The following is a 21,472-nucleotide window of genomic DNA, read 5'->3' as shown; positions in this document are numbered from 1 at the left end:
TGGATTTAGATCATTAGATCTGAGCTATTTTTTTGCCTTCGTTGCTAATTTTAACCATGAAGGCAGATGAACATTAGGTAATAGCGGCAATTGCTGTGCTCGTTTATAAAACATATAAAGCACCAATAAACTAAAGCCTAAATGGACAGGCCATAGACCTATAATTCCGCTTATTTTGCCTTGTGCTATCCAAGCTTGAATGATGTTGAGTAGGTTGTTATAGATAATATAAATAACAATTGCCAGTGCAAAATTTGCCGAGCGCCCTGCCCGCGGATCTAACGCACTTAATGGGATTGCAAACAGGACTAGTATTAGCGCAGAAATAGGTATGGCAAGGCGCCATTGCAACTCGGCAATATTATTATTATTTTTATTGATGATTAAATCGCGGCTTGAAATTGATTGTGTAGAAGGTGGCTCACGTTTTGCTTCACCAGCCTCCACTCGAATGGCGTATTTTTCGAACTCCGTGATTGAATATTCGGCTGTGCCACGCATGCCTTCATAACGATGTCCATGTTCCATTAGTAAGTAGTTATCGCCATTTTTTTCAACGAATCGGCTGCCTTCTGCAGCCACCATGATGCCAAGTTTTTGGTGTTGTATGGATTGAACAAATATATTCTTAACAATGTTACCCAGTTCATCAAAACTCTCAACAAAGAACACGCGATCCGCATGCGCAGATTCTTTAAACATGCCTGGGCTGATGGCGGCTAAGTCATCACGACTTTCAAGCTGCATACGAAACTCTTCTACTTTGAGGTTAGCCCACGGTGTAACAAATAAGCTTAAAAAAGCAATAATGATAATGATAGGAGCGCTAAAAGTCAGAACAGGGCGTATCCAGCTGGTAATGCTGAGGCCAGAACTAAACCAAATGACCATCTCGGAATCTCTATACCAGCGAGAAAGCGTCAGTAATATCGCTAAAAATAGGCTCAAGGATAACAATAAGGGCATGAATCGAATGATATTGAAGCCCAATATAGTCGTAATGGCATCGTTAGGTAATATGCCTTTTGACGCTAATTTGACCAAGTGGCCTGCGCGTTGGGCGATGACAATCCCGACTAAAATAAGAAAAGCACCGCTAGCGGTAACAATAAGTTCGTGTAAGAGTGATCGCCTAAAAAGCATATGATTTATTGATAACTATATATACAACTATGAATTGCGTGTAAAAAACGCGATAATTTAACTTAACAATATTAAAGGTAGAAGCCATGAAATCCAGCACTATGGAATTTAGCATAAAAAATGACAATCCGCTAAAGTTACAAAGCGATTGCCTAATTATAGGCGTATATGAGGATAAAAAACTGTCAGAGACTGCTCAATCTATAGATACAGCATCTGCAGGCTACCTTTCACTTATTCTAAAGCGTGGTGATTTTGATGGTAAGTCAGATACTTCTTTAATGTTGCACAATGTGCCAAACACAGCCAGTGAGCGGGTTCTGTTGGTTGGCTTAGGGAAAGAATCTGATTTTTCGGAAAAACAATATTGTAAAGCGGCAAGAGCTTCGATCAAAGCCCTAGCCAATAGTGGCGCGAGCAAAGCGATTACTTTCTTGGCTGAGGTGCCTGTAAAACAATTGTCAGCTAAACAGAAAGCTGCGCTTTTAGTTGAAGCCAGTTTGGATGCAAGCTATAAGTTTTCCGCAAATAAAAAGAAAAAAGAAGAGTCAAAAAAAGGGTTAAGCGTGCTTAACATTAACGTCGCCGCTGACGATGTGAAAGAGGCGAAATTAGGGTTAGCCGATGGTTTGGCTTTAGCTTCAGGCGTGAGTTTTGCGAAGGATTTAGGTAACTTGCCGCCAAACGTTTGCACGCCGAGCTACTTGGCTGAGCAAGCACAATCATTGGGTAAAAAGCATGACTTCAAGGTTAAAGTGCTTGAGCGGGATGAGCTTGAAAAATTAGGCATGGGTTCATTCTTAGCAGTGTCGCAAGGCAGTGAAGAGCCACCTAAATTTATTATCATGCAGCACTTAAAAGGTAAGAAAGACCAAAAACCAGTCGTGCTAGTGGGCAAAGGTATTACTTTTGATACTGGCGGTATTTCATTGAAATCAGGTTCTGAAATGGATGAGATGAAGTACGATATGTGCGGCGCTGCAAGTGTGTTGGGCACATTCAAAACCATTGCAGAGATGGATTTACCATTGAATGTCATAGGCGTTATTCCTACCTGTGAGAACATGCCAGATGGCCGCGCAACTAGGCCTGGTGACGTATTAACCAGCATGTCTGGCTTAACCATAGAAGTGTTAAATACCGACGCTGAAGGACGTTTGATTCTATGTGATGCGCTGACTTATGTTGAACGTTTTGAACCAAGTGCAGTGATTGACATTGCAACGCTGACAGGTGCCTGTGTCATCGCTCTCGGACACCACGCAAGTGGTTTGTTTAGTAATAACGATGACTTAGCTAAAGAGCTATTGCACGCGGGTGAGACCTCATTAGATCGTGCATGGCACATGCCGATGTGGGATGACTATCAACCCTTGCTTGATAGTAATTTCGCCGATATGGCCAATATTGGCGGACGTGCGGCTGGTAGCATTACCGCAGCTTGCTTCTTATCAAGGTTTGCTAAGAAATATGATTGGGCACATTTAGATGTTGCTGGTACTGCTTGGAAGTCTGGCAAAGAAAAGGGTGGTACAGGTCGACCAGTGCCACTATTAACCGCATTTTTAGTGAATAGAGCGAATAGCTCTAAAAAATAGCATTCCGATGACTCGTGTTGAATTTTATTTTAATGTCTCTGATAAGTTTGCAAAAACTGTAGAACTCTGTGAAAAAGCGTTAGCTAAAGGCCGCCAGCTAACGATTTATACGCAAAACGACGCTATGAGTAATGACATCCAAAACTTGCTATGGACTCAATCACCCAGTAGTTTTTTAGCAAATAGCCTTATAAATGAAACCCAAAGTCGATTTTCACCTATTGTCATTGACGCTCATGGTGAAAATTTAATTCAAGATGACGTGTTAATTAATTTTCAAACATTGCAGCCACTTTTTTTTAGTCGATTTAGATACTTGGTTGAGTTAGTCGGTAGCGATGAGGCTGATAAAGCAGCAGCAAGAGCGCGATTTAGGTTTTATAAAGATCGTGGTTATGAAATAAAATCAACAGATGCGGCAGAGACTTAAGAGGTTTCCTAGTAGTTGATGAGTGCTCAATCTAATTTTTATTAGGCTTAAATATGCAAGAAGATGATATTCCCTTATTAACAGAAGTGCACGTTAGGTCCGCGCAATCTATTAAATCAATCAACATCACTGCAGACTTGATTGCAGAGTTGACAGCCCAAATTAAGCCGCAATTAAAGTTGCAGCTTGAAGAGGAAATTGAAAACGCTGTTATGAACTCTGTCTTGGATAAGTTTGAAAAGCGCATGCACGATAGCTTGCTGAATGAATCTGCAGAGGTGCAAAAGGCTGGGCAGATTTTTCTTGCTGAAGCACTTAAAGAACAGTATGAAGTGCAATCGCAGCGTTTAGACGATAAATCTAACGCGGCTCAAGAATTGGCAAGTGCTAGATTAATACAGCATATCCACGAAGAGCTAAATACTTCGCAACACGCCAACCATGCTAGTTTAATGGATACTATTCATACGACCATTAATCAGGCGCAACAAACTTCGATTGAGCAAATTAGAGAAACGGTAGCAATAGAGGTTAACCGCGCCGTGGCAAATGCGCAGCTGGCTGTAATGGAAAATAGTGCCGTTTATGTGGATAAAGTGAGAGCTGATTTAGCCACCGAAATTCCAAAAATGATGCATGCAAATGCAGATATTATTAAAGCGGACTTAGTTAATACTTTAAGTGCAATGCAGGCTAGGGGGTTAGATGAAGTCCAAACCAGTCTTAACCAAGCAATGCCCTTGTTAGAGCAGGCGGCTACCAAACAATTTGAAACAAATTTAGCTCATATAGAGAGTAATGCACTTGAAAGCGCTACCCAAGTATTGCAAGCAAGTATTAACTTAGCTAAATCTGATTTAACCAGCGCATTAGGGCAGATGCATGCAGAGGGGATCGTGGAGGTGCAATCTAAACTTGCATCATTATTGCCTGTCATGGAACAGGGGCTGACCAATCAAGTGGAAGAAACTTTAAAAAGTTTGGAGGCTGCAACAATAGAACATGTGTCTCAGGCAGTTACTAATGTGAAAACTGATTTCGAAAGTGCACTAGTGCAAATGCAAGCGCTCAGTATTGCTGAGGTGCAAACTAAACTCATTAGTGCCTTGCCTGTGTTGCAAGAGTCAATGACAGAAAAATTGCAACTTACTTTATCTGGCATCGAAACCAAAACAGTAGAAGATGCCAGCCATGCATTACAAGATAAAATAACTCGGCTTCATGAAGATATTTTAACCGACCATCAGAATAATCTAGCGCGGGATTTGTCTGCAATTTATCAAGGTCTGACCGCACAATCGCACACGGAGCTAACGATATATTTGGATGCATTGCAACTCAAGTCTAAACAGCAATTAGACCAAGAAGTCAGCGAAGCTTTCCCAGCGCTATATCAAGGGTTAACAAGTGAGTTAACTACAAGTTTAAAACAAGATTTGGATGAGATAGCGGATGTTAGCAAGCTTAAATTTAAGCACACCTTGGATGCGGAGTTACCTGAAGTCGAACTAGTGCTAGCCAATAAGGTTCAAGAAATACTCAGCGTTGAAGTGCCAAGAATTCAGCAACAGGTCAGTGAAAATATTAAGTTAGAAATCGAAAAACTATTAGATTCCGTACGTCTAATTTTCAGTAAATGAACTTTTGCTGACATGCATTAATCAAATCAACTTAGGCTACGCCGTCAAGTAAAGTTTTGTAAGCCTCGGGAGATAATAGCGTTTTACTCACATCATCGTTGGTCGGTTTATATTTAAATATCCAAGCTTGATAGGGTTTTTCATTAATTAATTCTGGTGAGTTGATTAACTCTTGATTAATTTCAATTACGTTCCCATCAACAAGGGCATGTAAATCTGAGCCTGTTTTTACTGATTCGACTATACCACAAGGTTGACCAGTCACAAGTTTGGAGCCAACTGCAGGAGCTTCTATGAACACAATGTCGCCAAGTAAATCCTGTGCATAATCTGTAATGCCAGCCTCCCATGTACCGTCAGCCGAGGCTTTTGTCCATAAATGTTCGGTGCTATATAGAAAGTTCTGAGGTATATGCATTTTGGTGCTCTAAAATTAATTGCTTGATGTTGAATAAGCATGTGATTATATTGCTAATAATCGAATTGTGAAAAACAATTTGAATGCATAATAAAACATTAAAAATGAGTACTATTAAAGATAAAACATTTTTAATGACAAAGTTAAGGTTTTTATATAGACTAATCTCGTAACTCTATGACGTAAAAGAAACTAATTATGCGCAAACTCATATTACTTTATATCACCTTAACGCTAAGCTTGTCGCCCATGCTTACGTATGCCGCTGCTAAAAAATCACAAAAACAAACGGTTAAGGTGTCGCATACAAAGAATCAAAAAAATAAAGCAGGTAGTTACGATCTTGCAAAGTATAAGTTGAGGGGCAGTGCTCATAGTGTTAAGAAATCACGAGTGCATGTTCAAAAAGTAAACATGGTAGTGCCCCGCGCTTACGATGGAAGCGGGCCATTAGAGTTAGCCTCAACTAAAGCCCTAGTGATTAATCAACTCACTGGTGAAATCATTTACGCTAAGAATACCAATCAATTAACGCCAATCGCTTCTGTCACTAAATTGATGACGGCGATGGTGGTATTAGATGCACTTTTACCGATGGATGATTTGTTATTTATTGGTGATGAGGATGTAGACTATCTAAAACGCACACACTCTAGATTGAATATAGGTACACAGCTTACACGCGGCGAGCTTTTACAATTGGCACTTATGTCCTCAGAGAATCGTGCAGCTTCTGCCCTAGCGCGTAATTATCCAGGTGGTATCGGTGCATTTTTGGCTGCGATGAATCGTAAATCTGAAATGTTAGGCATGACATCAACACACTTTTTCGATGCTACTGGTTTAGATAGTAATAATGTTTCAACAGCAGAAGATTTGGTGAAAATGGTCAATGCCGCTTATCACTATCCTGAAATTCGCCAAGTAACTACTACTGCTTCACAAGAAATCACATTGTTTGGACGTGGAAATCCACTCAACTTTGTGAATACAAACTCCTTAGTACGCGGCAGTGATTGGGTGATTGGGTTATCTAAAACTGGCTTTATTAATGAAGCTGGGCGTTGTTTAGTAATGCAAGCGGAAATTTCTGGTCAACCTATGATTATTGTATTATTAGATTCAGCAGGTAAACAGACACGTATTGGCGATGCTAATAGAATTCGTAAATGGATAGAATATAATGATGCTGCCTCATTGGGCGAGAATGTTAGCGGTTAAATATGGAGTTGATACGATAATAAAAAAGCGGCTGGAAGGCCGCTTTTTTATTATCGTAAATTTAATTTTCTGAATTTATATATTATTGAACAGTAGCTTTGTTAGTAGCCGCCTTTTTGGCAGCAGGTTTTTTTGCAGCGGTCTTAGCTGCCGCTGGCTTTTTAGCTGCTGTAGGTTTCTTGGCTGGAGCTTTTTTAGCTACTGGTTTTTTTACAACGGCCTTCTTCGTCGCTGCCTTTTTAGCAGGTGCTTCTTTTTGCGCTTTAGCCATCAACAACTCCAAAGCTTCATCCAAAGTCAGCGATTCAGGCTCTACACTTTTTGGCAGAGTTGCACGAATCTTGCCGTGCTGCACATAAGGCCCGTAGCGACCTGCAAACACTTCAATTTGACCATCTTCAGTCGGATGGTTACCTAATGTGGCCAATGGCGCTGGGCCAGTGTGAGCCGCTGCTAATAAAGCAACTGCGCCGTCTAAATCAATGGTGAATACACTGTCTGTTTTCGGGATCGATTTAAATTTAGCATCATGATTTACATAAGGACCAAAACGGCCAATGTTCGCCACAATTTTTTTATTAGTTACTGGATGCAAGCCAAGATCGCGTGGTAAAGAAAGTACCATTTTCGCGGTTTCTAAATTCATATCCGCCAATGAAATTTCTTTAGGTACACTGACACGTTTTGGTTTCTTTTTGTCACCTTCAATGGCTAAACCAAGTTGTAAATAAGGACCGTAAGGACCATTCATCAGCATAATTTCTTTACCAGATTCATCATCATTACCAATGATAACTGGGTCACTACCCACTTGTGCTGCGCCATTTAAGCTGCGTTTGTAATCACATTTAGGCTCATCGTTATAGCCTGTACAACCAATAAATGTGCCAAAACGGCTGAGTTGTTTTTGTAGGGGTTTGCCACACTTAGGACAAGCTTCATCAATTAACTCATTACCTGGGCGCTCTACATCGGCTTTACTTAGTAATTGTTGGTTGAAGCCTTGCCAAAACTCTGCCATGAGCGGTAACCACTCACGCTCACCTTCAGCAACGCTATCAAGCGCATCTTCGAGGTTAGCTGTGAAGTCGTAATCTACATATTTGGTAAAATGTTCGGTTAGAAACTTATTCACCACACGTCCAACATCGGTCGGCGTAAAACGTTTTTTATCTAACAAAACATATTCGCGGTCTTGCAATGTACTAATGATGCTGGCGTAAGTAGAAGGGCGGCCAATGCCGTATTCTTCGAGAATCTTGACTAAGCTTGCCTCACCATAACGTGGTGGCGGTTCTGTAAAGTGTTGATCGCCGTATATTTTTTCAACCGTTAGTACTTCGCCAGTTTCAAGATGCGGTAGTTTACTTTCGCCTTCTTCTTCCTCATCATCTGTGCCTTCCATATAAACCGCGATAAAGCCTGGGAATACGAGGGTTTGACCAGAGGCACGGAACAAGTTGGCATCAGAGCCTACGCTTAAATCTACGCTAACTGCATCAAATTTAGCAGGTGCCATTTGACAAGCTAGGGCGCGCTTCCAAATCATTTCATACAGTTTAAATTGTTCATCCGTTAAGTATTGACGAACGCTCGCAGGCGTGCGGCTGATGTCGGTTGGGCGAATCGCCTCATGAGCTTCTTGCGCACTTTTTGATTTGGTTTTGTATTGAATCGCAGCTTTTGGCAAATATTCTGCATCGAAATTCTTTTTCACGTAATCACGAATCTGCGCAATTGCCTCAGCCGCAATGCTGAATGAGTCGGTACGCATATAAGTAATCAAACCGACGGTACCACTACCTACATCCATACCTTCATACAACTGCTGTGCCACGCGCATGGCTCGTGAAGTGGTAAAGCTTAATTTACGCACGGCTTCTTGTTGTAAGGTAGAGGTTGTAAAAGGCGCAGCGGGACTGCGACTGCGTTGTTTTTTCTCAACGCGTGATACGGTGGTTTTACCTGCGCTGGCGAGTAATAATTTGCCTACAATGTCAGAGTGCTGGTCATGGTTGATGACCGTGAATTGCTCAACTTTTTGATTGTTGAGTTGTATTAGTTTTGCGCTGAAGCCATGGCTATGTTTTAAAGCGTCTAAATGAATAGACCAGTATTCTTGTGACTTAAACGCTTCAATTTCAAGCTCACGCTCAACAATTAAGCGCAGTGCAGGACTTTGTACACGTCCTGCAGATAATCCGCGGCGGATTTTTTTCCACAATAGGGGTGATAAATTAAAGCCGACTAAATAATCTAAAGCGCGACGCGCTTGCTGCGCATTCACCATTGGCATGGAAATGTCGCGTGGCTCGGCAATTGCGTGTTCAACTGCGCTTTTAGTGATTTCATGAAACACCACACGCTTCATGATTTTATTTTTGAGTAAATTCTTAGACTTTAAAATCTCGGCAATATGCCATGAAATGGCTTCACCTTCGCGGTCCGGATCGGTTGCGAGATAGATGCTATCAGCACTTTTCACAGCCTTGGCAATTGCGTCCACATGCTTGCTATTGCGCTCGATGATGTCGTACTTCATAGCGAAGTCATTAGCAGTATCAACCGCACCATTTTTCGGAATCAAGTCACGCACGTGTCCGTAGGAGGCAAGCACTTCAAAGTCGCTTCCAAGATATTTCTTGAGCGTTTTTGCTTTAGAAGGAGATTCAACAATTAACAGTTTGGACATGCATGCCTAGAAGAATGAGTGATTAAATGGGCTAAATTATAGAATTGCTAAGCTAACAACTCGGATAATAGCAAGGTAAATGGCTATAAGACAACAACTTACGCACATACTACGCAAATTTATCGAATAATTTGTAACATTATGTGTTTCGAATAAATTCGATTCGTGTGCCATCACTGCTATTTAAGCTTAGCGCTTCACTTTCTTTAGCAATGTCGCCAAAAAGTGGATCTTCATCTTCTGGCTTGGCTTGGCTCAAGCCTTTGAAGTCGTATAAATTAAAATCTGCCAGATGTGACGGCTCAACATTGCCAATCGCGCGGAAAATATTATTGATACGGCCTGGTTGTTCGCGCTCCCAAGCTTGCAACATATCTTTTACCTTTTGGCGCTGTAAATTTTCTTGGCTACCGCATAAGTCACACGGAATGATAGGAAACTCCATTTGGCGCGCATAGCTGGCAATATCTTTTTCACTGCAATATGCCAATGGTCGAATCACGATATTTTGTTTATCATTGGTTGAAAGCTTAGGTGGCATGGCTTTTAACTTTGCGCCAAAGAACATATTTAAAAACATTGTTTCTACAATGTCATCACGGTGATGCCCAAGCGCAATTTTATTGGCGCCTAGTTTTTTGGCCGTGGTATAAATAATGCCGCGGCGTAGACGAGAACATAAACTACAAGTCGTTGCACCTTCAGGAATCTTCTCTTTAACAATTGAATAAGTATCAGCTTCAACAATGCGGTAATCAATGCCAAGCTTTTCAAAATAAGCCGGCAGAATATCAGCAGGGAAGCCTGGCTGTTTTTGGTCCAAATTCATGGCAATAAGTTTGAAGTTAATCGGCGCACGCTCTTGCAACGCTAGCAATATCATTAACATGGCGTGAGAATCCTTGCCGCCGCTCATGCACACCAACACGGTATCGCCTTCTTCTATCATGTTGTAATCGCCAATAGCTTTGCCCGTGGCGCTAATCAGGCTATTGCGTAGCTTGATGAAGTTGTTGGAATGGTTTGCTGGTAAATGGTTAATCATAGTAATTTCTAATTAGGTTTGTATTTGACTATTTGAATTTTAGAGAATTTAGACTTTATCTTTTGAGTACTTGCGTACCCACTCACCTAGTGCGTCCTCGCTCATCTCGCTACTTGCCACACTCAGCACAGTTAACGTTGCATCGGCTTGAGTTGCTGTTAATTTTTTGCCATTTAATAACAAAAACAGACCCAAAGCCAATAATGCAGCACGCTTATTGCCATCTATAAAAGGGTGATTTTTAGCAAGCGCCACACAATAAGATGCCGCTAAAGCTGCATAATCAGGCGCTTCATAAGCGGCTAAATTAACAGGCCGTGCTAGTGCTGAATCTAACAAACCTTCATCACGCAAACCAGAATCACCGCCATGCTCGGCTAAACTTTCATCGTGCAATAAAAGTAACAGGTTTTTATCAACCCAGCGCCAAGCCTTTTGCACCGCCACTTACTTAGCCAATGCCTTAAATGTATCGCGATAATCTCGCATAAACTCGCGACCTAACTCAAGCTGCTCTTCAAACGCTATATCATGCGGCGTAATGCTAAAGCCATCAAGTGAAATGACGGTTGTAAAGTCACCTGCGGCAACCGCGTTCATGTAGGCTAAAATTAAATCGCGCGTTAAATAGCGGCCGTGGGCTTTGATGTCTTGCTCACGCACAATAGGAAACTGGTCAAGCATATAGCTGGCATCATCACGGTGAATGCCGTACAGATTAAAGAACAACGCATCTAAGCGGCATTGCCTGTGTAACCTGTCAGTTTCATCCCACACAAACGGTGCGCCAACTTTGCCATCTTTTACATAGCCCAAGTCGCGGGCAAAAGGCGCAAGGTCGTGTGCGGTGTAGCTTAAATGTAATACTTCGCCACGAATAAAGTCCGCTATAGTTTGCCGCGATTTGGTTTGGTGCGAAAGGAGAGCCCCGAACTGTTCGGGCTTAATGAGGGGTAGTTGTTCGACGATATACCAGTTTAAGTGTGTAGATTGAGTTTTTTGTCGTGCTATGTAATCAAAAGCTAAACTATTAAAGTTGGCTAATAATAGTGGCGCCCATTCCGCATAATCAACATTATCTGATAAAACTAATGGCAAAGTGTTACCAGCAGCCACTGTTGGCACAATCGCAGCAATCATCGTGCGCATATCAGTTGCACGCGCAATATCACGGAAACCTATTGCCCACTCACGTTGTTCATCATTCGCTATATCGCTGGTTGCTACCCAATACTGCGGTGTGGGGTAACTATCTATATCAGCTTTTTGTTCGGCACTAAGGTTTGCACTTAACGCTGCGTTATGTAGGTTTTCTTCATTCGTTGTGACATGAGATGCCCTATGGTCATAGTTGTAGACCATGCGCCCCACATACAGCGGCACTGCCTCTGCCTCGCCGTTTTTCCAATGGTTGCCACCTACGGGGTACCAGCCTTGTTTTTCTAAATCGTCACGTTTCTTAAACAGGTGTGAATCATTGGTCATATGGAACATAGTGCAATAGCGCACCGGCCAGACTTTGAGAGGTGCGTTGGTTTTGGATTCGTTGCGTCTATCCACCAGCACCGGCTGGCGGCGGTAAATAGCGGTGGTAATATCGGCATCACGGCGGGTGCGGAAAATAGGCGCTGCGCCAGTATTGGGGTTGACTGCGCTAAAATCTGCCGCTTGCAGCTTAAGTATTTTGGTCGGCGCATCTAGCTCGCTGATTTCATGTACATAAAAAGCACACCGCGCAACCTCAAATTGGCGCTGTGCGCCACCAAACACCAATGCGCAAAATTTGAAGCTTGCATGAATATCTGGGAAGAAAGTTTTTCTATTCTCGAAATCAAACAGCACGCCTAAGCGCCCCGTTTTAGATAAGCTGCTAAAAAACTCCGCCGCGCCTTTATCTGCCGCAATACCCGATGGTGTGAGTAAGCCGACAATGCCTGTGGGCTTTACCAACCAACTGGCGCGCTCTACAAACAGTGAGTATAAGTTAATATCACCGCCAGACAATAATGGGTAATCGCCGCAGCTACGCGCTATTTTGCTGGCAATTTCGGCTGATTCTTGTGCGTGTTGGTAATCTTGCCAAAGTGGGTCGTTGGTTTTTTGCAGTTCAGTAATTAATTTTTTACGGTCTGCGGCTTTGCTCGCCAAGGCAATTTGCGGGCGGCGTTCAGCAAACCATTCCACCTCTTGCAGTTTCATTCTATCCCACGGCGGGTTGCCAATAATCGCATCAAAGCCGCCCTGCCCACCCTGCCAGACAGTGGGGAAAGCTAGCTCCCAATGCAAAAAGTGCTCTTGTTCAGCGCGGGCGAGCGCCATCTGCATGATGCTATGTGCTTGCTGCTCGCGCGGCGTCGGCAACCTGCCTTTACGTTTGGCAAGAAACTCGACAGATTCAAGCAAGTTTTCACCAAACTCTTGTGCGAGTAATTGCGACCAGCCTCTTTGATATTTCTGCGCCATGGATAACTCGTCCCAGTCTGCCGTATCTTTCACCTTGCCGACTGGATTGCCTGCCCAACGCTTAGCTTGCAAGAAATCCAACGTTCGATGCAAAGGCAGCAAGCCTTCTGTTGCAGTCTCCATAAGAGCTTTTGAGTAGTGCGCTTCGGCTATATCAATGTCTGTTAAATTTCCTATCGCTTCCATCGTTGCGCTGGCTCTCTCGACTCGTGCGAGATCTTCTTGGTGGAACATCCCCACAAATTTACCCAGCTCTTGTGAAATATCACTCACCTTGCCACCAAATAATGAATCGCCGCATCGTAAATGGTGATCTAAAAATGAGAGCGGTGCGCCCACGGTAAAAGTGTGTAGCCATAAGGCTACTTTGGCAAGTTCTACCGCCATGGGGTTTTTATCTACGCCATATACCACGCGTTTTAGTATCATGCGGCGGACAATATGGCGGTCATCCAATTGTGCTTCGGTCACTGTCCAGTTTGCTTTATGGGCGGCGGTGAGTATGCGGCTGCGAATATCTTTAATACGCGCCACTAATGGCGATGCCCAAGCATTGGTAATATCTTTTGCCCAAGGCTGAGCAGCAATTTCAAGCTCGGCTGTGGCAATAGTTTCTAAGATTTCATCGGCCAGGTAATCTACTAAGCTCACTAAAAAGTGACCGCTACCCATAGCAGGGTCGCAAATTTTTAAGTCTAAAATAGCGGCGGCGGGGTCTAGGTTATCTAGTAGTTTCCAATCAGTTGGGTTGATTGTTGGCTTCTTTGCCCACGACGTTATTTGGGCGTTAAATAAGGCAAGCTGCTCAGCTATCAATGGGGCAACAGTTTCTTTAATAATGAGTTTTACCAAGCCATCGTGCGTGTAATAGCTGCCGCTGGTTTTGCGGGCAAAGCTGGCTGGGCGCGCAACAATCACGCCTTTTTCTACTTGCAGGCTATATTCCAAAAGCCGCTCGTAAATACCGCCTAAATGCTGCACAGATAAATCGCGGTAGTTAATCCACGCACGCAGTAAATCAGCTCGACGCGAAAGGTCATCTAACAAGGGCGCAAATAAGCTATCTGGCACGCGCGTGCGGCTTAATATCGGTGCGCGTGTCTCTTCAAACAGGCCGCCGTTATAAGCAGGCATGCCAATGGAGGTATCACCTTTGGAAATAATGCGGAATAAATCGCCTAAATGCTGCCAATAACGGCTGGCACTGGCACTAAAGGTATCATTTGCATCGCGGCGTTCGGCGATTCCCGTACGAATTTTACGTAAAGCGTAATCGTCATAACGCGTATCGCGTACTGGCAATAAATTGCGGTCTTCTGCATAAAATAAAAATAGCAGGCGGTATAGCAAAATCAGCGTGGCTTCACGTAGTTCGCTTAAGTATTGGGCAGAATTTAATGCGGCTTCTGGGTCGCCCTGAGCCAAAGCATTGGCAAGCTGCGGAAATATGGTTTTGAATACGCGACTGCCTAAATCTGTAGATACTTTTTCTTCGTAAAGCCTAGCTTCATTAAATGCATATTGGTGAAAAGTGCGTTGTTCGGTATCCCAGTTTTGTGGTAAAAAAGCCTCGCGTCTAAATAAGCAATAAAACAGCTTAAGGGCATGTTCTGGGTCACTGTCAAATAAGCTAAGGTCAACACCAGCTATTTTTAGCGCCGCGCTTAAATCAATATCAAAAAACTCTTCTGAGCGCGAGCGTGCACCTTGCCAGTAAAGTCTCCAAACTGCGCCATTCGTGAGTATGCCCCATGTAATTTTGCGATTTGAGGCAATTTCTACACTGGATAAATAACGCAAAATTTGATTTGATGGAGTGCCAGAGTCTAACTTATCGGTAGCATCGCCACGGTCTAGTGGGCGACACCATTTTTTTGCCTCTAGCACTGATATGCCGTGTAGATATTGCTTATCGGCCTTAGTTTCTTTGAGTGCTTTTTGTTTAGATTCTATGGTATCAAATAACAAAAAGTCTGGCACATCTTGCCTGCCCTTGCTATTAGCTTGCACTTGCCTTTGTGTTAAATCTTGCCAGCCGAGAAGGTCTAAAATTTTAACGATGATTTCGGCTTCAGTATTGGCCTCGTTAAGCTGGCTAGTTGCATCGTAAGGTGCAAATATATTTTCTAAACTTTGCTTAAAGGTATCAAACTCGCTAGCTGTGATAGTCTGCCATGGCTTCGTCTCAACAATGCCTTGGGTTAAAAAGTTTTGCGAAAATAGTTTGCCTTCCATGCCCGACAGTTTACTTGATTTTGTTTTCTAAGCGACAATCAAATTGAGTTATTTAAACAATAATGGCTTATAAATTCAAGCTCCTGCCGCCATCCACAGCCAACACATGTCCTGTAATAAAAGGCGCATCTGTAACCAAAAATTTCACCGCTTTCGCTACGTCTTCTGCTTCGCCTACGCGCTTCAGTAGCGTTTGGTTGATGACACGTTGACGATATACCTCATCAAATTGAGGGTTGTTTTCTGGCCATTGTACAGGGCCTGGCGCAACTGCATTGACGCGTACTTCAGGGCTTAACTCATGCGCTAAGGATTTTGTCAGTGTTACCAAGCCAGCCTTTGCCACACTATAAACAATGTAACCTTTTTTCGGGCGCTCGACGTGCATATCAGTAATGTTGACAATACAGCCGTGGTTTTTGCGTAATTCAGGCGCAGCTGCTTGCGATAAAAACAGTGGTGCTTTTAAATTGCTGCCTACTAAGTCTTGCCATTTGGCTTCATCTATCTCGCCGATTTCAGTTGGGTAGTAAGTGGATGCGTTATTGATGAGCACATCTAAGCGCCCAAAGTGGCTAATGGTTTCACTAATTAAATTAGGTAAACTGGCGATATTTAATAAGTCGCCCTGAATAATCGCTACAGAATTTGGGCGTTGTAAACTTAACTCAGCTTGTAGGGCACGCGCTTCTTTAATTGAGCTTTTGTAATGAATCATCAAGTTAAAGCCATCTGCATGCAAGCTACGGCATATGGCTGCGCCTACGCGTTTTGCCCCGCCCGTAATGAGTACCACTTTATTTATCTTGTTAGTCACTACGCATTAATCCAATCTTGATTGTTAGCTATTATAATCTAAGTCTATGAATACATTACCCACAGCTTCTGTTGAGGCGCAAAAGCATAGTCAGCAACTTATCAAGCTGATCCAAGAGACCATCAATGCACAAAAAGGTTGGATAAGTTTTGCAGAGTTTATGCATTTAGCGCTTTATGCCCCCAGCTTGGGCTATTACAGCGCAGGTAACCAAAAGTTTGGTGACATCAAAAATGGTGGGGGGGATTTCGTCACTGCACCACAAATTTCACCGTTGTTTGCCCAAACGCTTACTAATCAAATCTTACAAGTGTTGAATTTAACGCATGGCAATATTCTAGAATTGGGCGCAGGCACAGGTAAGTTAGCTGCTGATATTTTGTTAACTTTGGCGGAGAAAAACGCCGCTCCACCGAAGTATCTCATCTTAGAAGTAAGTGACCACTTACGGCAAGTGCAGCTAGAGACCTTGCAAAAGAAATTGCCAGAAAATTTAGTTCAGCGCGTGGAATGGTTAAGAGAACTGCCTTCAAATTTTAAAGGCGTGATTCTAGGTAACGAAGTATTAGATGCTATTCCAGTCAATATTGTGCATGTTAAAGAGGATGGCATTTATGAACGCGGCATAGCTATTGAGTCTGAGGAGTTCGTTTGGCAAGATAAAATCTTGAGTGAGTCAAGTTTGTTAAATGTTGTCAGCAAGCTCAATTTGCCTGAGGGCTATATGACTGAGGTTTGCCCAGCTGCTAGTGGATTGATTGCTAGTCTTGCTCATAGCCTGCAACAAGGCATCATTTTGATGATTGATTATGGATTTTCTGCCCGTGAGTACTACCACCCGCAGCGTAATCAAGGCACGCTCATGTGCCATTATCAGCACTATGCGCATAGCGAACCTTTAATCAATATTGGTTTGCAAGACATTACAGCGCATGTTGATTTCACTAGCATTGCCCATGCTGGTGTTAATAACGGTTTAGAGTTAAGCGGCTTTTGCAGCCAAGCACAGTTTTTAATGAACTGCGGTATTTTAGAGTTAATGTCGAAAGTATCGCCGCATGACATGGCTCGCTATGCGCCACTTGCTGCTGCCGCGCAGAAGTTATTATCTCCCGCAGAAATGGGTGACTTATTTAAGGTGATTGCCTTAAGTAAAAATATTGATGCGCCATTATTGGGGTTTATACAGGGAGATAAGTCTTATACGCTTTAGATATTGTAGGAGCGGTCTGTGACCGCGAAATTTATTAGAGCACTTTTTCGCGGTCGCAGACCGCTCCTACAGAAAGCAATTGCCTCATACATCCAGTATAATGTGCAACATGACAAAATTAAACCAACCCGAAGAAACTACAGTTTTAGATACCACTTTAGATGCAGATAAAGACGCCTTAAAAGGTCGTCGTATTCGCAGCTTTGTATTGCGCCAAGGTCGCGTTACCAAAGGGCAGGCGCACGCTTTAGACGTTGGTCGGCCAAAATTTGGCATTGATTACGCGCCAGAAATTATCGATTTAAACGCAAAATTTAATCGCACTGACAGTAAAAAAATATTGGAAATCGGCTTTGGTATGGGTGAAACGACGGCGAAAATTGCCCAAACTTTACCTGACTGCGATTTCCTTGCGGCTGAAGTGCATACGCCCGGTGTTGGCGCTCTGCTTAAGTTAATTGAAGAGTCAGCGCTTACTAACATACGAATCATTCAGCATGATGTTGTGGATGTGCTGCAAAATATGTTGGCTGATGCGAGTTTAGATGGCGTACATATTTTCTTTCCTGATCCTTGGCATAAAGCGCGCCATCATAAGCGTCGTTTGATTCAAGCAGGGTTTGTGAAATTGCTTTGTAGTAAATTAAAAACTGGCGGCTATTTGCATGTGGCAACCGATTGGCAAGAATATGCGGAATGGGTGTTAGAGGTATTAAACGCTGAGCCGCTATTACAAAACACCGCAGAAAACTATGCTGAAAAACCGAGTTATAGACCGCTGACTAAGTTTGAAAATCGCGGTATTAAGCTCGGGCATGGCGTTTGGGATATGGTGTTTAAGCGCAAGTAACACATCGCTAACTGTAGGAGCGACGACGTCTCGTCGCGATGAGCACCATGGCTTCGCGACGAAACGTCGCTCCTACAAAAACTTATTCTGCGTCTTTATCATCTACAAGATTAAATGATTTACGCACTAAATCTTCAGGTGTTTCCGCAAACAGCCACTTGCCAATGACGGCTTCGGCTTCTTCTACACCTTGTTTTTTCAAGCTAGAGAATAGTTGAATGGTACATTCGCTATGGTAATGATTGCCCCAAGTTTCAATAAGCTCTTTACGCACTCTATTGAGCGTAAGCGAGGCTTCACCACGCGATAATTTATCAGATTTTGTTAATAACACATGCACAGGTTTACCGCTCGGGCAAAACCAATCTAACATTTGGCGATCTAGTGGCGTGAGTGGGTGGCGGCTGTCCATCACCAATACAAGGCCACCTAAGCTTGAACGCTCACCTAAATAGCGAGCCAGTACATTTTGCCAATGCGCACGCATGGCTTCTGGCACTTTTGCGTAACCGTAACCAGGTAAATCCACTAAGTGTCGGTCATTACCCAAAGTGAAAAAGTTAATGAGTTGCGTGCGGCCAGGTTGCTTACTCACAAAGGCTAGGCGATTGTGATTGGCAAGCGTGTTAAGTGCACTTGACTTGCCAGCATTTGAACGGCCGGCAAAGGCCACTTCAATGCCGCTGGCAGGAGGTAAGTCGCGTAAATGGTGTGCTGAAATAAAAAAAGCAGCATTTTGAAACAAGGGCATGAAAATCCAATTCTTTTGGGTCAAACTTAAACGTCATTTTCGTAAAAATATCACCGCTTAAATTTCGCTTTAAAGAAATTAATGAGGCTAAGCTGAATGTGATATTTTGCGACGAGATAAACAATAGTGAAAAATGCTATCACGAATAGGCGAATTTCGCTAAAATAGCGCGTTAATTGATTGAATAATTTAGATTAGTCGCAGAAATTTGATGTACATCTGAGCGGCATGCAGTAAGTTTTGCGTAAGTATTTTTGATAATTGGGAGCGGTAATGCAATTTCGTCATGTTTTAAGCTTAAATTCAGTAAGAGTTAACTTAACTGGTTTAATCGTAAGTGCTTTATTTAGTTTGTCTGCACAAGCTGCGGCTACCGTAGAAAAGCCAGCAGAAGCTGCGCCAGCGACCACAAAAACTGCGGAACAGATTGTTGGAACTATGTGTTCTGCTTGTCATGGCAATGATGGTAACAGTGTAATTACTGCCAACCCTAAATTGGCAGGTCAACATCCTGAATATTTGATTAAACAATTAACAGAATTTAAATCAGGTAAGCGTGCTAACGCTGTAATGTCTGGCATGGCTTCGGCATTGACTGATGAAGATATGAAAAATCTTGCAGCTTATTTTTCAAATCAAAATATTAAATTAGGCGCAGCTAAAACTAACGGCGCTGGTTCATTAGGTGAAAAAATCTATCGTGGCGGTATTGCAGCAACTGGCGTGCCAGCTTGCGCAGCGTGTCATGGTGCAACAGGCTCAGGTTTACCTAAACAATTTCCACGATTAGGTGGCCAGCATTCGGATTACGTATTAACGCAATTAAAAACCTTTAGAACAGGCGAACGTGCAAATGCACCGATGATGATGACCATTTCTACAAAAATGACAGATGCAGAAATGGCGGCAGTAGCTGATTATATTCAAGGCTTACGCTAGTCAGTAATACTTTCTCCCCAAGCAGGGAGTGTAAAAAAGGGTTCATCTGAATGATGAACCCTTTTTTATTTCTATTTCACCTTCTCAAGAAGTTAGATTTTATGTTCTATCACCATCTCTAACCTAAAGCGTACTTCACCATCCTGATTATCAACAAGGCTTAATTCGTAACCTGCATTCTTCGCCTGCTGTGCGGCATGAAATAGTCCAACGCCTAGTCCATTCTTGGAGCTTATGTGCGACTTGAATAAACGTTCAACTACACTTTTAGGCACTGCAGAACCAGTATCTGTCACTTCCAAACAAAAATGGGTGCTGGGCATTAAGCTTACATTTATATTGATATTAGCCTCAAGCTTCGCCTTCTCTAAAGCATTATGCAATAAATTATCTACTACGCTATCCAATACATCTGGGTCAATATTAGTCTTAGGCATGTTAAGCGGCGCTTCAAACGATACTTGCAGATTATTATTAAGCTGCTTAAAACCACTCCACCAATGGGCGACTTTTTCTTGGCTCTTTTTCTCTTTGCTTGGAAGTTCAAGTTTTGTCAGGGTGCTAGCCAAGCGCTGGCTTAATCGTGGCAGTTGCTTTTTCACTAATTCAATTAATCTAGCGTCATCGCTACCATCATCGCTGCTTTGTTCAGCTGCAGTAGATAATGTACCCATAGATTGCAGTATGTTTTTAATGTCATGCGTCAGGCGCGAGCCAGTTTCATACAGTGATTGCATATAGGTATTTTGCACTATCATTTCTTCGCGACGTTTTGCCTCATAGAACTCGCCTAAAATCTGTGTGAGTAATTGCACGTGCAGATACATAGCAGGGCTAAATTGCCAACGTGAATAAAGTGTTAAATGTAGTTGATGAAAATTAAACGTAGAAATAAACGGCGTAGCCTCACCAATTTGGTCTTTCGAGTCTTCAGCCTCCCACATCAAACCGCTTACCCAGTTAAGCTCCCGTAGTCCACGCATAGCTGCTTGCAAAAATTTTTCGGCAGTAGATTCATATTCAGCATATTTTGCGATTTGTCTTATCCAATGCTCAAAAGGCAGACCAATACTGAGTAAATAACGAGACATCAGTAATTCTAGGCCAGAGAAGGACGAGCTTGGATTCCAGAGCCAGCTTAAAACCACCAATGTGGCGGCTAAACTCATGACCACTACAATGAGTAATTTAATATAGTGAATTTTCCAAATGACGCCGATCGCAAAGCTGCCGAGTATGACGATAGAGGACAGTAAAAAAATTAATAAGGTATAGAAAAAGTCAATATTGGCAGATGTTGCCTTAGATTTATGTTTGGCCGATAAGAATAAAATGGCTATTGGCAGTAATGGCAAAAAATAAGTGAGCATGAAGGCCGCGGCGGCTAAATCATTGTTTGACTTAAGTAGTTTAGGTACCACCCATAACAGCAAAATGGCGAGTAGGTAGGTCGAAGCCAGTATATTAGGTAGCCTGTCGCGTAAGGATTCTTCTGAGAAAATGCGACCACCAATTAATGCAAATAAACTCGCAATCCAAAAAGCAATTACCCACCAATTGATAAAGAACATACCGACTGCAGCACCTACAACGATGAGAAAAGCTGCCTGCCATGATAAGGTTTTGCTTTGTCGCATAACGGGCTGCCACATCAAAAAGCACCCGAAATGGCATAAAAATAGCGCTCTGTGTAGGTCGATAGAGTCACCCCAAATTAACAAAGCATGTAATGATAGAATCATTAAAGCCATTAATCGGTCAGAATCATTAAATAATTGGTATGCTAATTTGAGACTTGGTTTGAATGATATTTGCATATAATGGCTCAATGATTGGTTGAAGTTATCCAGCTTGCTATTATTGTATGCTGATTTTTAGTAAGTTAATCATATCAAAAAGCGTTAAAAATTGAACACACCTGTTAGGTTTTCGACGGCTGTTAGATAATTTTTCAACAAAATTTAGCTTAAACTAACTAAAATGCCAGTAAACTAGGCTAAAGGACGCTGGTATGGTA

General features: G+C 42.6%; 16 protein-coding genes. 7 read left to right on the top strand and 9 right to left on the bottom strand.

Features of this window, described 5'->3' with window-relative positions; genetic code table 11:
* Positions 1-24: 24 nt before the first annotated feature.
* Positions 25-1,143 (bottom strand): LPS export ABC transporter permease LptF, encoded by a 1,119-nt coding sequence (lptF, locus tag PSV17_RS07095; protein ID WP_300480993.1) that lies wholly within the window; start codon positions 1,141-1,143, stop codon positions 25-27.
* 101 nt (positions 1,144-1,244) lie between these two features.
* Between lptF and PSV17_RS07090 the strand changes: the two genes are divergently transcribed.
* The 3 genes from PSV17_RS07090 to PSV17_RS07080 are packed head-to-tail and all read left to right on the top strand — an operon-like array spanning position 1,245 to position 4,811.
* Positions 1,245-2,741 (top strand): leucyl aminopeptidase, encoded by a 1,497-nt coding sequence (locus tag PSV17_RS07090; protein WP_300481149.1) that lies wholly within the window; start codon positions 1,245-1,247, stop codon positions 2,739-2,741.
* A 7-nt stretch (positions 2,742-2,748) separates the two neighbouring features.
* Positions 2,749-3,171, top strand: coding sequence for a DNA polymerase III subunit chi (locus tag PSV17_RS07085; RefSeq protein ID WP_300480990.1), 423 nt, complete (start codon positions 2,749-2,751; stop codon positions 3,169-3,171).
* Positions 3,172-3,224: 53 nt separating this feature from the next.
* Positions 3,225-4,811 carry a hypothetical protein gene (locus PSV17_RS07080; protein WP_300480989.1) on the top strand — a complete coding sequence of 529 codons (1,587 nt, stop codon included), beginning with the start codon at positions 3,225-3,227 and terminating at the stop codon, positions 4,809-4,811.
* Positions 4,812-4,842: 31 nt separating this feature from the next.
* Here PSV17_RS07080 and gcvH read toward each other — a convergent pair whose 3' ends face one another.
* Positions 4,843-5,229, bottom strand: coding sequence for a glycine cleavage system protein GcvH (gcvH, locus tag PSV17_RS07075; RefSeq protein WP_300480987.1), 387 nt, complete (start codon positions 5,227-5,229; stop codon positions 4,843-4,845).
* A gap of 198 nt (positions 5,230-5,427) precedes the next feature.
* Here gcvH and pbpG point away from each other — a divergent pair, with 198 nt between their 5' ends.
* Entirely contained in the window at positions 5,428-6,450 is a 1,023-nt protein-coding gene (gene pbpG, locus PSV17_RS07070; protein ID WP_300480985.1) for a D-alanyl-D-alanine endopeptidase, read from the top strand.
* 82 nt (positions 6,451-6,532) lie between these two features.
* Here the strand turns inward: pbpG and topA are convergent, their stop codons facing one another.
* The 5 genes from topA to PSV17_RS07045 all read right to left on the bottom strand — a co-directional run bounded on the left by topA (position 6,533) and on the right by PSV17_RS07045 (position 15,702).
* Positions 6,533-9,142, bottom strand: coding sequence for a type I DNA topoisomerase (gene topA / locus PSV17_RS07065; RefSeq protein ID WP_300480983.1), 2,610 nt, complete (start codon positions 9,140-9,142; stop codon positions 6,533-6,535).
* A 139-nt stretch (positions 9,143-9,281) separates the two neighbouring features.
* Complete coding sequence (ttcA, locus tag PSV17_RS07060; RefSeq protein WP_300480981.1) at positions 9,282-10,187, bottom strand: tRNA 2-thiocytidine(32) synthetase TtcA; 906 nt, start codon at positions 10,185-10,187, stop codon at positions 9,282-9,284.
* 48 nt (positions 10,188-10,235) lie between these two features.
* The gene (locus PSV17_RS07055) at positions 10,236-10,634 is read right to left on the bottom strand and encodes a type II toxin-antitoxin system death-on-curing family toxin (protein WP_300480979.1); all 399 of its coding nucleotides are present in this window, start codon (positions 10,632-10,634) and stop codon (positions 10,236-10,238) included.
* Positions 10,635-14,885, bottom strand: coding sequence for an Eco57I restriction-modification methylase domain-containing protein (locus PSV17_RS07050; protein ID WP_300480978.1), 4,251 nt, complete (start codon positions 14,883-14,885; stop codon positions 10,635-10,637).
* A gap of 67 nt (positions 14,886-14,952) precedes the next feature.
* Positions 14,953-15,702 carry a pteridine reductase gene (locus tag PSV17_RS07045; protein WP_300480975.1) on the bottom strand — a complete coding sequence of 250 codons (750 nt, stop codon included), beginning with the start codon at positions 15,700-15,702 and terminating at the stop codon, positions 14,953-14,955.
* Between the two features lie 46 nt (positions 15,703-15,748).
* Here PSV17_RS07045 and PSV17_RS07040 point away from each other — a divergent pair, with 46 nt between their 5' ends.
* Positions 15,749-16,915, top strand: coding sequence for an SAM-dependent methyltransferase (locus PSV17_RS07040; protein WP_300480972.1), 1,167 nt, complete (start codon positions 15,749-15,751; stop codon positions 16,913-16,915).
* Positions 16,916-17,024: 109 nt separating this feature from the next.
* Positions 17,025-17,765: a tRNA (guanosine(46)-N7)-methyltransferase TrmB gene (gene trmB / locus PSV17_RS07035; protein WP_300480970.1), complete on the top strand. Its 741-nt coding sequence runs from the start codon at positions 17,025-17,027 to the stop codon at positions 17,763-17,765.
* 82 nt (positions 17,766-17,847) lie between these two features.
* On the opposite strand, the gene yihA is transcribed toward trmB, so the two are convergent.
* The gene (gene yihA, locus PSV17_RS07030; RefSeq protein ID WP_300480968.1) at positions 17,848-18,516 is read right to left on the bottom strand and encodes a ribosome biogenesis GTP-binding protein YihA/YsxC; all 669 of its coding nucleotides are present in this window, start codon (positions 18,514-18,516) and stop codon (positions 17,848-17,850) included.
* Positions 18,517-18,789: 273 nt separating this feature from the next.
* On the opposite strand from yihA, the gene PSV17_RS07025 reads away from it, so the two are divergent.
* Positions 18,790-19,455, top strand: coding sequence for a c-type cytochrome (locus tag PSV17_RS07025; protein WP_300480966.1), 666 nt, complete (start codon positions 18,790-18,792; stop codon positions 19,453-19,455).
* Between the two features lie 92 nt (positions 19,456-19,547).
* Here PSV17_RS07025 and PSV17_RS07020 read toward each other — a convergent pair whose 3' ends face one another.
* Positions 19,548-21,107, bottom strand: a complete 1,560-nt coding sequence (locus PSV17_RS07020; RefSeq protein WP_300480964.1) for an ATP-binding protein — start codon at positions 21,105-21,107, stop codon at positions 19,548-19,550.
* Positions 21,108-21,472 lie beyond the last annotated feature (365 nt).

The sequence above is a fragment of the Methylotenera sp. genome (assembly GCF_029946165.1).
In the GTDB taxonomy this organism is placed as follows: Bacteria; Pseudomonadota; Gammaproteobacteria; order Burkholderiales; family Methylophilaceae; genus Methylotenera.
The sequence above is the reverse complement of the archived record's forward strand: the minus strand, read 5'-3'. Positions and strand labels throughout refer to the sequence as shown.

Coding starts and splice junctions, on each gene's coding strand:
- yihA (WP_300480968.1), bottom strand. CDS start 18,516: ATGCCCTTGTTTCAAAATGCTGCTTTTTTTATTTCAGCACACCATTTA.
- PSV17_RS07050 (WP_300480978.1), bottom strand. CDS start 14,885: ATGGAAGGCAAACTATTTTCGCAAAACTTTTTAACCCAAGGCATTGTT.
- PSV17_RS07090 (WP_300481149.1), top strand. CDS start 1,245: ATGGAATTTAGCATAAAAAATGACAATCCGCTAAAGTTACAAAGCGAT.
- ttcA (WP_300480981.1), bottom strand. CDS start 10,187: ATGATTAACCATTTACCAGCAAACCATTCCAACAACTTCATCAAGCTA.
- pbpG (WP_300480985.1), top strand. CDS start 5,428: ATGCGCAAACTCATATTACTTTATATCACCTTAACGCTAAGCTTGTCG.
- gcvH (WP_300480987.1), bottom strand. CDS start 5,229: ATGCATATACCTCAGAACTTTCTATATAGCACCGAACATTTATGGACA.
- PSV17_RS07020 (WP_300480964.1), bottom strand. CDS start 21,107: ATGTGGCAGCCCGTTATGCGACAAAGCAAAACCTTATCATGGCAGGCA.
- PSV17_RS07040 (WP_300480972.1), top strand. CDS start 15,749: ATGAATACATTACCCACAGCTTCTGTTGAGGCGCAAAAGCATAGTCAG.
- lptF (WP_300480993.1), bottom strand. CDS start 1,143: ATGCTTTTTAGGCGATCACTCTTACACGAACTTATTGTTACCGCTAGC.
- PSV17_RS07080 (WP_300480989.1), top strand. CDS start 3,225: ATGCAAGAAGATGATATTCCCTTATTAACAGAAGTGCACGTTAGGTCC.
- PSV17_RS07085 (WP_300480990.1), top strand. CDS start 2,749: ATGACTCGTGTTGAATTTTATTTTAATGTCTCTGATAAGTTTGCAAAA.
- PSV17_RS07025 (WP_300480966.1), top strand. CDS start 18,790: ATGCAATTTCGTCATGTTTTAAGCTTAAATTCAGTAAGAGTTAACTTA.
- topA (WP_300480983.1), bottom strand. CDS start 9,142: ATGTCCAAACTGTTAATTGTTGAATCTCCTTCTAAAGCAAAAACGCTC.
- trmB (WP_300480970.1), top strand. CDS start 17,025: ATGACAAAATTAAACCAACCCGAAGAAACTACAGTTTTAGATACCACT.